The sequence below is a fragment of the Microbulbifer sp. CnH-101-G genome (assembly GCF_052466775.1).
The window spans coordinates 4,144,254-4,156,649 of sequence record NZ_CP174292.1; the positions used below are offsets into that span (position 1 = coordinate 4,144,254).

Consider the following 12,396-nt stretch of genomic DNA (forward strand, 5'->3'; position numbering starts at 1 on the left):
CCGAGGTAACCCAAGTGACTGCAACAAATCCCAAAATTGTTTTTATTGGCGGTGCCGGAAATATGGCCGGTGCGGTAATCGGTGGCCTGCTGGCGGCGGGATATCCGGCGGATAGGATTGTGGCTACCGGGCGCGACCTACTGAAACTCGAGGCCTTTGCTAAGCGTCATGGCGTGGTGGCGCACGATGATAATATTGCTGCGATTGATGAAGCGGATGTGATTGTTCTGTCGGTAAAGCCCCAGGTGATGCGCGATCTGTGCATGGATTTGCGCCCCCACCTGAAAGGACGTAAACCGCTGATTATTACTCTGGCCGCAGGTATCCCCTTGGCTGCCTATCAGCGTTGGCTGGGGGAGCATCTGCCGATTGTTCGGGCTATGCCCAATACACCGGCTCTAGTGCAGAGTGGGGTGACTGGGTTGTTTGCCGATGAGGCGGTAACTGCGGAGCATCGCGCCATTACTGAGCGCATAGTCAACGCAGTGGGTATCTCCCTGTGGGTGGATAAGGAAGAGGGCATCGACCAGGTGATCGCTGTAGCAGGGTCGGCGCCGGCGTATTTCTTTCAGTTTATGGAGGCGATGATCGACGCCTCCGCGGCCAGTGGCTTTGCCCGCGCTGACGCCGAGCGCCTCGTGTTGCAAACTGCACTGGGCGCCGCCAAACTGGCCATGACCAGTGATGTCGATGTAGCCCAGTTGAAGCGCAATGTGATGTCGCCGGGTGGTACCACCGAGCGCGCTGTGCAGCGCTTTGAACAGGGCGGCCTGCCGCAGTTAGTGGCCGATGCCATGCGTGATTGCGCCGAGCGCGCTGCAGAGATGGCTCGCGAACTGGACCAATAAACTAATCAACACAATAAATGGTGCAGGCTGCGCCGCGAGTTAATCACTCTTTAGGGATTTTCAATGACAAGTACCTTTAGCAACATCGGCGTTTTCCTGGTGGCTACCCTGGGTATCCTCTACCTTTTTGCAGTGTTGATGCGATTCTTGCTGCAGTTGGCTCGTGCGGATTTCTATAACCCGATTTCCCAGGGCATTGTGAAGGTCACCAACCCACTGCTACTGCCTCTGCGCAAAGTGGTTCCGGGTCTTTTCGGTGTGGATATGGCTTCGGTGGTACTCGCCCTGCTTGTCGGGCTGGTAATGATTTTGGTTTGCGGGGCGTTTGCCGGTTTTGGCCTGTTTAATCCCCTGAGCGCACTGCTTTGGTCTCTGATCGGCTGTGTGGCTACCGTGATTGCGGTGGTGTTTGTGGGCATGTTGATCTCTATCGTGTTCAGCTGGATTGCTCCGCAGAGCAGCCATCCGGCGCTGATGCTATTGCGCCAGCTGCTGGAGCCCTTCTGCGCACCGATACGCCGCCTGATCCCACCTTTGGGGGTGATCGATATCAGCCCTATCTTCGTGTTTATCCTGCTCACGGTGGCGGATAAGTTACTACTGGGCTTTGCCGGTATGGCCAATATGCCGCGCTTCGTTTACAGCCTCTTCTGGCATATTCCCGGTTTTTAAATCGGTGACTGAGCGCTTTTCTTCCACCACGCGCACTGGATCGCATCTGGCGCAGTGTTAGACTTTTATACTAACGATTACCGGCCCGTCTCTACTTTGCGTGGCCTGGGCCGGTAGCCTGCAGAGTATAAATAACAAGAACACTGTGAAATGGAAGACGCACTCCTACGCCAACATATCTCTGAATACGACCGCTGGAAGAAGAACCTGGATCGGCAGTTCGCCCAGTTCAGTCAGTGGTTACAGCAACATTTCCCCAACTCTGCCGGCGCCTGCCAGGTTGTGCAGCAGGCCCGAGCGCTACTGACCGACGATCAGTTCACTCTGGTATTTGTCGGCGAATTTTCCCGCGGCAAAACCGAGCTGATTAACGCACTGTTGGCGCAGACCTACGGCCAGCGTCTGCTGCCCTCGAAGCCCGGTCGCACCACCATGTGCCCGACGGAGATCTTTAGCGATGGCGGGGAGCGCGCCAGCCTGCGCCTGTTGCCTATAGAGACCCTGGCGACCAATACCAGCCTCGAGAGCTTCCGGCGAATTCCGCAGAAGTGGGTCACGCACGAGTTCGACGCCAACAACCCCGAGGCGACCCGCGAAGCGCTGTTAAAAGTGGCCGCCACCAAGTCGGTATTGCCGGAGGAGGCCGCGCGTTATGGCTTCGATCGCCGTCACCTGGATGACAAAGGCAACTTGGTAGAAATTCCCGCCTGGCGGTACGCATTGATCTGCCTGCCACACCCACTTCTGGATCAGGGGCTGCGGATTATTGATACACCGGGGCTCAACGCCCTGGGCAATGAGCCGGAGTTGACCCTCAGCACGCTGCCCGGTGCCCAGGCCGTGGCATTCTTGCTGGCCGCCGATGCCGGTGTCAGTGGCACCGATATGAATATGTGGGAGACCCACCTGGCTCCCCTGCGCGAACATCGCGGCACCGCGGTTATGGCGCTGCTGAATAAGATGGATGTGCTCTGGGATGACCCAGACGAAGATGCGCAACAACTACTGCGGCGCATGCGTTCCCAGGTTGCTAAATTGCTGTCACTTCCGCAGGAAAGTGTCGCTGGGGTCTCGGCAAAAATGGCCCTGCTGGCGCGCCAGCAGCAAGATATTGAACTACTGCGTAAGAGCTGTTTTACCGATTTTGAGAAGCTGCTGGTTCAGCGTTTGCTGGAGCACCGTCAAAAAGTGGCGGAACACCGTTCGCTGCACCAAGCCCTGACCTTGATGGCGGATACCCGCGATTTGCTCAAGCGCCGTCTCAATAGCGGCCGTGCGGCGCTGATGCATTTGCAGCGCAATAGTGCCAGCACCGAAGAACAATTGGCCGAGCTGGATCAGCTACAGCAGACTGTGCGCGAACAGCACAAGCTCTGCCATCAAGAGTTGCTCACCCTAAAATCCAGTCAGCGTATGCTGATGCGGCAGAGCACTTCGCTGCTAGCGCCTATAACTTTGCAGCAGTTACAACTATTGATCGATGAAACCAGTAAAGCGCTGCATAAACGCTGGACACCAATGGGTCTCGCCAAGGCTATAGACACCTTTATGGAGGGTGTCGATTGTCAGCTTGCCAATCTAGAGCGGGCAGTAGATCAGGCAAACCGTCTGCTGGATGCGATTTTTGAGCGCTCCAGCCTGAAGAAGGTGGACAGTGTCGAGCAATACTTCACCATTCGCCAATTCCGTATGACCTTGCGCGGCCTGCACCGCCAAGCGGCCCAGTTGCGGCGCTCTCCGCAGCTTTTGTTGGCGCGGCGCAATCGTTTGAGTGAGCGCTTTATCACTACACTGGCCAGCGAGGTAGGGCGTCTCTATACAGAGATGGGCAAGGCGGCGGAAAACTGGCTGGAGCAGGCCCTGGAGCCACTCAAGCAGCATACCCAATATCAAAAACACCTGCTGAACCGCCACTTGATCAAGCTGACCGAGTTAAAGCAGAAGACGCGGAGCCGGCACACGGATTTGCGCACACTTGAGGATGAAGTGCTGCGCAATGACCGGGCCCTGTCGGGGCTGGAGGATTTACTGCGTCACAACACCTCGGCGCCACAGCCTTTGGCACCGGCGCCTCGCGCGCACAATGTCACCCCGCTGAAGCCGGCCCTCACGACTTAAGGTCCTCGCTGGCGGTTGGCAATTGTCATAAGTTGCAGCACTCTCGTACACTTGCTGCAGAGGCAATAGCCGACCGCCAAATAACCCACAGAAATTATTACTTTGTCCACGGAAAACCCCAGCGCCTCCTGCGAGGCACCAAAGACCGCTGAAGAGGGCTCTGTAGGTCTTGTAACAGCAAAGAGCCACAAGTTTTGTGAACCTCTGCAGTTGGCTTGCGGGCGTGTTTTACAGGACTACACCCTGGTCTATGAAACCTATGGCGAATTGAATGTCGAAAAAACCAATGCGGTATTGATTTGTCATGCGCTGTCCGGTCACCACCACGCCGCAGGCAGACACAGCCCCGAGGACAAGCGCCCAGGGTGGTGGGACCACTATATCGGTCCCGGCAAGCCCATCGACACTAATAGATTTTTCGTGGTGGCGGTCAATAACCTCGGTGGCTGCCACGGCTCCACCGGCCCTGTTTCTATCAATCCGGCTACGGGTAAACCCTGGGGCCCGGATTTTCCCTCCTTGCGGGTGCGCGACTGGGTGCACAGCCAAGCCCGCCTGGCAGATGCGCTTGGTATAGAGCAGTGGGCTGCGGTAATTGGTGGCAGTCTGGGGGGGATGCAGGCGATGCGCTGGTCTTTGGAGTACCCGGAGCGTTTGCGCCACTGTGTAGTGATTGCTTCGGCGATGAAACTCTCGGCGCAGAATATCGCTTTCAATGAGACCGCGCGTCAAGCGATAACCTCGGACCCGGATTTCTGTGCAGGGCGCTACCTGGAGGAAGGTAAACTGCCCCGCGGAGGCCTGGCCGTCGCGCGTATGATAGGTCACATTACCTATCTTTCCGACGATGGCTTGGCGCATAAATTTGGTCGCGAACTGCGCTCCGGTAGTTTTCAGCAGGGTAACGACGAGGAAGTTGAATTCCAGATCCAGAGCTATTTACGCTACCAGGGTGATAGTTTTTCCAGCAGTTTTGATCCCAATACTTATGTCCTTATGACCCGCGCGCTGGATTATTTCGACCTCGCACGGGAGTATAACGACGATCCGGTAGCCGCCTTTTCCCATGCGCGCTGTCGCTTCTTATTGATTTCCTTTACCTCGGACTGGCGCTTTGCCCCAAGCCGCTCGCGGGAAATTGCCGATGCGTTAATGCATGCCAATCGAGCGGTGAGTTATGCAGAAATAGAGTCCGCCATGGGGCACGATGCCTTCCTGTTGCCAAACAAGCGTTATGAGGGCGTCTTTCGTGCCTACATGCAACGTGTTGCCTTGGAGTATGAAGTAGGGCAGCCAGTATGCGTATAGATCTCAATGTAATTCAGGAATGGATAGCGCCCGCAAGCCGGGTTCTCGACCTGGGCTGTGGTGATGGCGAATTGCTGCAGCAGCTTCAACAGAACAAAAATGTTGTGGGTTATGGTCTGGAGATAGATCCAGAGCAGATACACCGTTGTGTGCAGCGTGGCGTTAATGTGGTTGAGCAAAACCTGGATGCGGGGCTTACCAATTTTGCTGATGCCAGTTTCGATACTGTGGTGATGACCCAGGCCCTGCAAACTCTGAGGCACCCGCACCTGGTGGTGGGTGAAATGTTACGGGTTGGGCGCGACTGCATTATCACCTTCCCCAACTTTGGCCAGTGGAAGGCCCGCTGGCACTTGGCTTTTTCCGGGCGTATGCCGGTATCCGATCTATTACCATTCGAGTGGTATGACACACCTAATATTCACTTTTGTACTTTCAGGGACTTTGAGGTGCTATGCCGGCAGAACGATTGGACTATTTTGCACCGCCAGGTAGTATCTGAGTCGAAATTAGGGGTAGCCTTTAAAGACTTTTTGCCAAATTTATTCGGTGAGACCGCGATATACCACCTGACTCGCTAAACTAATATCTGCGCCAAGTTTTTGTTCCGGGTCTCTGGGGCAAACTGCTGATAGGGGTGGTTATCGCTCTGGCCAAACAGCCGGGTCTGCCCGGTTATTCAGTTGAAAGGCGCCCATAACAATTGGAGGTGACCCGTGAACCGCATCGTTAATGTCGCTGCCGCTCTGGCGCTATTCTTTCTGGCCGCTGGTGCCATGGCACAACAGGCCCGCGTTATTAAGAATTACGAGGACTTCGGAGATTACCGGGTGATTTTCTCGGTGTTCAACAGCGACTTTATCCAGCCGGATATCGCCCAGCAGTACCAGCTGGTGAGGGCTAAAGACCGCGCTTACGTCAATGTCTCTGTGGTGAAAAAAGATGGTGGTACTAAGGGCCTCAGCGCGGAGATGTCCGGCAATGCGACAAACCTGATTCAGCAGTCGCGACCGCTGAAGTTTAAAGAAATTCGTGAAGGCGATGCGGTCTACTACCTGGCGCCCTTGCGCTATGAGAATGAGGAGACTCTCACGTTCAACGTGGATGTGACCCTACCGAATGGCAAGAAAGAGACGATTTCCTTTCGCCGCAAACTCTAGCGGCTGTTGCGAGTGATCCGAGTGAGTGGCCCTCTCTAGTTTGTACGGCTGCCAGCGGCGCCATCAGAGGGGGATCTCTTTTAAAGTGAATCCTTTGCGGGCCCAGAGCCCGTTTTTATTTGATACGGCATGTTAAAAAGAATTGTTCTAGCCAGCGGTAACGCCGGCAAATTGCGCGAGTTTTCCCAACTCTTCAACAGCTGGGATATCGAGGTCCTGCCCCAATCTGAGTTCGGCGTAAGCGATGCGGAGGAGACCGGTCTCAGCTTCATTGAAAATGCTTTGATCAAGGCGCGCCATGCCAGCCGGATCAGTGGCCTTCCTGCGTTGGCCGATGACTCTGGATTGGCGGTGGATGCGCTCGGTGGTACGCCGGGTATCTATTCGGCGCGATTTTCCGGCGAGGGGGCCACGGATGCACGCAATAACAGCAAACTGCTTGAGGCTTTAAATGGCGTTGAAGAGGCGCGCCGTAGTGCCAGCTTCCATTGTGCCCTGGCCTTTGTACGCAGTTTCGATGATCCCGTACCCCTGGTGTGCAGCGCTCAATGGCGCGGCCGAATACTCGACGAGCCTGCCGGTGAACAGGGCTTTGGCTACGATCCGCTGTTCTTCGTGGATAGCGAGGGTATGACTTCTGCACAGATGCCGAGAGAGCTGAAAAACCGTATCAGCCACCGCGCTCAGGCAGTGGCGGCGTTTGAATTGATGTGGCGTGAAACCATGTTGGGTACCGACCTTGCCAAATAGTAACTGCGGTCTGCAGCTGCCGCCACTCAGCCTCTACGTACATATCCCCTGGTGTGTGCGCAAATGTCCCTACTGTGACTTCAATTCCCATCAGGCCTCTAGGGATCACACGGATACGGAATATGCCCTACCGCAGGCGGACTATGTGGCACAGTTGCGCCGAGATTTGATTAGTCAGTTGCCCTGGGTACAGGGGCGCAAGCTCCAGTCTATTTTCTTTGGTGGTGGTACCCCGAGCCTGTTCTCTCCAGAGGCGATCGGCCAAATCCTGGTGATGGCCGAGGAGTTGGTGGGTTTCAGCGAAAATATTGAAATTACCCTGGAGGCAAACCCAGGCACTTTCGAGCAAGCAAAGTTCACCGGCTATCGGTCTGCAGGGGTCAACCGACTTTCGATTGGTGTGCAGAGTTTTGACAATAGCCAGTTGCACAACCTGGGCCGTATCCACAGTGGCGAAGAGGCCAGTGAGGCCCTACGGATGGCACGGCGGGCCGGCTTCGACAATATCAACCTCGATCTTATGCACGGCCTTCCCGGGCAGACTGAAGCCGAGGCACTGGAGGATCTTCAACGCGCGGTCTCCCTGGCGCCGGAGCATATCTCCTGGTATCAATTGACCATTGAGCCCAATACGACGTTCTACAGCGCTCCCCCCTCGACTCCGGGATCACAGCTGATTGCCAGTATGCAGAGCCAAGGTCGCGAATACCTGGCTTCGGAGGGATACTTTCGCTATGAGGTGTCCGCCTACAGTGGCAGGGGTTTGGAGTCGCGTCACAATGTCAATTACTGGGGGTTTGGTGATTATCTGGGTATCGGTGCCGGAGCCCACGGCAAGGTCAGTTTGCCTGCAGAGGGTCGGATACTGCGCAGTCGACGCACGCGCACTCCAAGAGATTACTTATTGATCGGGCCCCAGGGGGAAGAGCTGCTACACCGGGCACTGTCTGAACCCCATACTGATCCGATCGAAGCTAGCGATTTGCCCCTGGAATTCCTGATGAACGCCCTTCGCCTGGTGGAGGGCGTTCCGGTGGGTACTTTTGAGCGCTATACCGGCCTATCATTGGAGGTCTTAGAGCGTCACTGGTCGGGCCTGATGGCCATGGACCTAGTACAGCCACTGGAAACGCGCATCGCTGCCAGCGCTTTTGGATTTGACTATCTTGATGAGATTCTACAGCGCTTTTTGGAACAGGCCTGATGTCGAGCCGGGCTTGAAAACGGGATTGATGCCCCAAACTCTGGGCTGACCGGCGCAGTACAGCTGTATTCCCACAGCCGGCATCGTGAGATGATGCGCCCGCGGTGTCCCCGCATCGAGTAACTAAAGAACAGGAAAGCAATATGAGCGAGCACGCAATCATCAACGTAACCGACGCTGAGTTCGAAGCTGAGGTCCTCAAAGCTGAAGGCCCAGTGCTGGTGGACTTTTGGGCGCAATGGTGCGGCCCGTGCAAAATGATCGCTCCGGTCCTGGAAGACCTCGTGGGTCACTATGGCGAAAAGCTGAAAATCGTCAAAGTTGACGTGGATGCCAACAAGGAAACCCCGGCGAAGTACAATGTGCGCGGTATTCCCACCCTGTTGCTGTTTAAAGGCGGCAATGTGGAAGGTACCAAGGTTGGCGCCCTGTCTCGCGCTCAGTTAACCGAGTTTATCGACAGCCAGCTGTAATCCCGGTTAATTCATCCTGCAAAGGAGGCAAATTTCTTTGCAGGATGAGAAACAGCCGTTATACTGGCTGTAATTCTGTAATAGTTCAGTCAGCTGAGAATCCAGTGAAGACCAGCTGAAGAAAACGCCCCCCCATAGGTCCCTGACCATTCCCGGCGTATTTATTCCTCGAATTGAGCTTAATTGAGACGGCTTTCCCTGTAGCGTTTAACGCTGGAAAGCTAAAGCCAATGAGTATTACGCTTTTGAAAGGCATGGAGTCCTGGAGTACCGGGCAAATAGACGAGCAAATCTCTGATTTTTCAAAACCCCTCCTCAAATTATTTCCGGCGTGTCCGCGCCAATGACAACAGAAACCTTAATAAGCAATTGGTATGAATCTCTCCGAATTAAAAACCAAACCCATTGAAGAGTTGATTGAAATAGCCAAAGGCATGGGCCTGGAAAACCTGGCTCGGTCGCGTAAACAGGATATTATTTTCAATATTCTCAAACGCCACGCCAAAAGCGGTGAAGATATTTACGGTGACGGCGTATTGGAAATCCTTCAGGATGGTTTTGGATTTTTGCGTTCCGCTGATTCCTCCTATCTCGCGGGTCCGGACGATATCTATGTTTCTCCCAGCCAGATTCGTCGATTTAATTTGCGCACGGGTGACTCAATTTCTGGAAAAATTCGCCCGCCAAAAGAGGGTGAGAGATATTTCGCTCTATTAAAGGTTAACGAAATTAATTTCGATAAACCGGAAAATGCTCGCAATAAGATTCTTTTCGAAAACCTCACCCCGCTTTTTCCCAACGATCGCTTAACTCTGGAATGTGGCAATGGCTCTTCCGAAGACCTGATCGGCCGTATTATCGATCTGGTTGCACCAATCGGTAAGGGGCAACGGGGATTGATTGTGGCGCCGCCAAAAGCCGGTAAAACGATTATGTTGCAGAATATGGCCCAGGCTATTACGCGCAACAATCCGGAATGCCACCTTATTGTCTTGCTGATCGATGAACGCCCGGAAGAGGTTACCGAAATGCAGCGCTCGGTGCGCGGCGAAGTGGTTGCCTCCACATTTGACGAGCCGCCGGCACGCCATGTTCAGGTTGCCGAAATGGTTATCGAAAAAGCCAAGCGCCTAGTAGAGCACAAGAAAGACGTGGTGATCCTGCTCGACTCTATCACCCGTCTAGCTCGTGCTTACAACACCACGGTGCCCAGTTCCGGTAAGGTTTTGACCGGTGGTGTGGATGCCCACGCTCTCGAAAGGCCCAAGCGTTTCTTCGGTGCCGCACGAAATATTGAAGAAGGCGGAAGTCTGTCTATTATTGCTACTGCACTGATCGATACCGGTTCGAAGATGGACGAAGTGATTTTCGAGGAATTTAAAGGCACGGGTAATATGGAATTGCAGCTGGATCGCAAGATCGCTGAAAAACGTGTTTACCCGGCAATTAATGTACGACGCTCAGGAACCCGACGTGAAGAGCTGCTGATGCCTGAGGGTGAGCTGCAGCGGGTATGGATCTTGCGCAAGCTGCTACACGATATGGAAGATGTTGCGGCAACCGAGTTCCTAGTGGACAAGTTGAAAGATTTCAAGACAAATGACGAATTCTTCCTGTCCATGAAACGGAAATAATTTTTTTATATAAAAGGCGCCTACATCGGCGCCTTTTATATTCAGATTCGTACAAATTGATTATTTGCGCGAATTAAAGTTGAAAAGGCGAGCTATAAGGCATATAAAGTTCCACATCGTGGCGCTGGGTATGAGATTTATAGTAAGCGCCCGAAAGAATTGACCCAGGGGTAACTCCGTAAAAGGGTCAATCTCAAATGGATAATCTGGTGGAGCTGGTTATTCATTTGTGACTGCACGACAGCCCACACATCTAGTGAGAACCTTTTGTGAATATCTATATCGGAAATCTGGCCTACGCGGTAACCTCTGACGACCTGCACGAAGCTTTCGGCGCATTCGGAGAAATCTCTCGGGCTACTGTAATTACTGACCGTGAGACTGGCCGCTCTAAGGGCTTCGGTTTCGTAGAAATGCCTAACGACGACGAAGCGCGCAAAGCGATCGAAGAGATGAACGACCAGCCTCTGTCTGGCCGTAACATCCGCGTGAACGAAGCTAAGCCTCGCGAAGATCGCCCGCGTCGCCCCCGCTTCTAAGCTAGGGCTAGCTTAAGATTTTTTCGGCCCGCTGCTAATAGTTTGCGGGCCGTTTCTTCCCCTCTTATTTTTAGCACCCTTCTACAGGGGGCCATTCCCTATTTTGTAATTTCTGTTTTACACTGCGCGTTGGATTTTTCTTCTCGACCGGCAGACCATGAAATACAAAGACCTGCGTGATTTTATCCAGTTATTGGAAAAGCGCGGCCAACTCAAGCGAATTAAATTCCCCGTAGACCCCAAATTGGAAATGACGGAAATCTCTGATCGCGTATTGCGCTCGGGGGGGCCGGCATTGCTATTTGAAAATCCCATAGGCTTCGACACCCCGGTACTGGCCAATCTGTTTGGTACTACCGAGCGCGTAGCGCTGGGGATGGGGCGTGAGCATATTGATGAATTGCGCGAGGTCGGCGAGCTGCTCGCTTTTCTCAAGGAGCCACAGCCGCCAGAAAATTTACGCGATGCCTGGGAAAAACTACCGGTTTTCAAGCAGGTGCTCAATATGGGGCCCAAGGTGGTCAAGGGAGCAGCCTGTCAACAGGTCGTCCTGGATAAAGCTCAGGTAGACCTCACCAAACTGCCCATCCAAACCTGCTGGCCGGGAGATGCTGCTCCCCTGGTGACCTGGCCTCTAGTGATTACCCGTGGCCCTGAGAAAAAGCGGCAGAATTTGGGTATTTATCGCATGCAGTTGATCGGCAAAAACCGCCTCATCATGCGTTGGCTCAGCCATCGGGGTGGCGCTCTGGACTACCGCGATTGGTGCCAGAAGCACCCTGGGGAGCCCTACCCAGTGGCTGTTGCACTCGGTGCAGATCCGGCAACTATATTGGGAGCCGTTACCCCAGTCCCGGATACCCTCTCTGAATATGCCTTTGCCGGTCTGTTACGAGGCGATAAAACCGAAGTGACTGGCGCCCTGCTCAGTGACCTACAGGTTCCAGCCAGTGCTGAATATGTGTTGGAAGGTTTTATCTATCCCGATGATATGGCCGATGAAGGCCCCTATGGAGATCACACTGGTTATTACAATGAGGTGGATAGTTTCCCGGTGTTTACCGTAGAGAAAATTACCCATCGTAAAAAGCCTATTTATCACAGCACTTACACGGGACGCCCGCCAGACGAACCGGCAATCCTGGGGGAGGCGCTCAATGAAGTATTTGTGCCCATTTTACAAAAGCAATTTCCAGAAATTGTCGATTTCTATTTGCCGCCCGAAGGCTGCTCTTACCGGCTCGCTATTGTGACCATGAAAAAGCAGTATCCCGGCCATGCCAAGCGGGTGATGATGGGAGTCTGGTCTTTCCTGCGTCAATTTATGTATACCAAATTTGTTATCGTCACCGATGATGATGTCAATGCAAGGGACTGGAAAGATGTTATCTGGGCCATGACCACCCGTATGGACCCTGCGCGTGATACGGTAATGGTGGAAAATACCCCGATTGATTATCTGGATTTTGCCTCGCCGGTCTCTGGATTGGGTTCGAAAATTGGTTTTGATGCCACCAATAAATGGCAGGGAGAAACCAATAGAGAGTGGGGCAATCCTATCGAGAAAGACCCTCGGGTGGTCCAAAAGGTCGATGAAATTTGGTCCAAGCTGGGTCTGGAATAATTACAGTCCCAGAACTTTATTTTATTCTTTCTCCCATAGAGCGTCCCAAGAGGCGCTCTGGTTTAT

General features: G+C 53.7%; 12 protein-coding genes. All 12 read left to right on the top strand.

Annotation, left to right across the window (positions count from 1 at the left end; genetic code table 11):
* Positions 1-14: 14 nt before the first annotated feature.
* The 12 genes from proC (at position 15) to ubiD (ending at position 12,330) form a co-directional block, all read left to right on the top strand.
* Positions 15-848 carry a pyrroline-5-carboxylate reductase gene (gene proC, locus ACJJID_RS18455; protein ID WP_444920724.1) on the top strand — a complete coding sequence of 278 codons (834 nt, stop codon included), beginning with the start codon at positions 15-17 and terminating at the stop codon, positions 846-848.
* A 63-nt stretch (positions 849-911) separates the two neighbouring features.
* Positions 912-1,520: a YggT family protein gene (locus tag ACJJID_RS18460; protein ID WP_152450623.1), complete on the top strand. Its 609-nt coding sequence runs from the start codon at positions 912-914 to the stop codon at positions 1,518-1,520.
* Between the two features lie 150 nt (positions 1,521-1,670).
* Entirely contained in the window at positions 1,671-3,638 is a 1,968-nt protein-coding gene (locus ACJJID_RS18465) for a dynamin family protein (protein ID WP_444920725.1), read from the top strand.
* A gap of 102 nt (positions 3,639-3,740) precedes the next feature.
* Positions 3,741-4,946 (top strand): homoserine O-succinyltransferase MetX, encoded by a 1,206-nt coding sequence (gene metX / locus ACJJID_RS18470; RefSeq protein WP_444920726.1) that lies wholly within the window; start codon positions 3,741-3,743, stop codon positions 4,944-4,946.
* Positions 4,937-5,527, top strand: coding sequence for a methionine biosynthesis protein MetW (gene metW / locus ACJJID_RS18475; protein WP_444920727.1), 591 nt, complete (start codon positions 4,937-4,939; stop codon positions 5,525-5,527). The genes metX and metW overlap by 10 nt, the downstream gene beginning before the upstream one ends.
* Positions 5,528-5,662: 135 nt before the next feature.
* Positions 5,663-6,106, top strand: a complete 444-nt coding sequence (locus ACJJID_RS18480; RefSeq protein WP_152450631.1) for a DUF4426 domain-containing protein — start codon at positions 5,663-5,665, stop codon at positions 6,104-6,106.
* A 129-nt stretch (positions 6,107-6,235) separates the two neighbouring features.
* Positions 6,236-6,856 carry an RdgB/HAM1 family non-canonical purine NTP pyrophosphatase gene (gene rdgB, locus ACJJID_RS18485; protein WP_444920728.1) on the top strand — a complete coding sequence of 207 codons (621 nt, stop codon included), beginning with the start codon at positions 6,236-6,238 and terminating at the stop codon, positions 6,854-6,856.
* Positions 6,846-8,060: a radical SAM family heme chaperone HemW gene (gene hemW / locus ACJJID_RS18490; RefSeq protein ID WP_444920729.1), complete on the top strand. Its 1,215-nt coding sequence runs from the start codon at positions 6,846-6,848 to the stop codon at positions 8,058-8,060. Before rdgB ends, hemW begins: the two co-directional genes overlap by 11 nt.
* 143 nt (positions 8,061-8,203) lie before the next feature.
* Positions 8,204-8,533 carry a thioredoxin TrxA gene (gene trxA / locus ACJJID_RS18495; RefSeq protein WP_444920730.1) on the top strand — a complete coding sequence of 110 codons (330 nt, stop codon included), beginning with the start codon at positions 8,204-8,206 and terminating at the stop codon, positions 8,531-8,533.
* Positions 8,534-8,907: 374 nt separating this feature from the next.
* Positions 8,908-10,167 (top strand): transcription termination factor Rho, encoded by a 1,260-nt coding sequence (gene rho / locus ACJJID_RS18500; RefSeq protein ID WP_444920731.1) that lies wholly within the window; start codon positions 8,908-8,910, stop codon positions 10,165-10,167.
* A gap of 269 nt (positions 10,168-10,436) precedes the next feature.
* A complete protein-coding gene (locus ACJJID_RS18505; protein WP_020413665.1) occupies positions 10,437-10,706 on the top strand; it encodes an RNA recognition motif domain-containing protein in 270 nt (89 codons plus the stop codon).
* Positions 10,707-10,863: 157 nt separating this feature from the next.
* Complete coding sequence (ubiD, locus tag ACJJID_RS18510; protein ID WP_444920732.1) at positions 10,864-12,330, top strand: 4-hydroxy-3-polyprenylbenzoate decarboxylase; 1,467 nt, start codon at positions 10,864-10,866, stop codon at positions 12,328-12,330.
* The last annotated feature ends 66 nt before the right edge of the window (positions 12,331-12,396 follow it).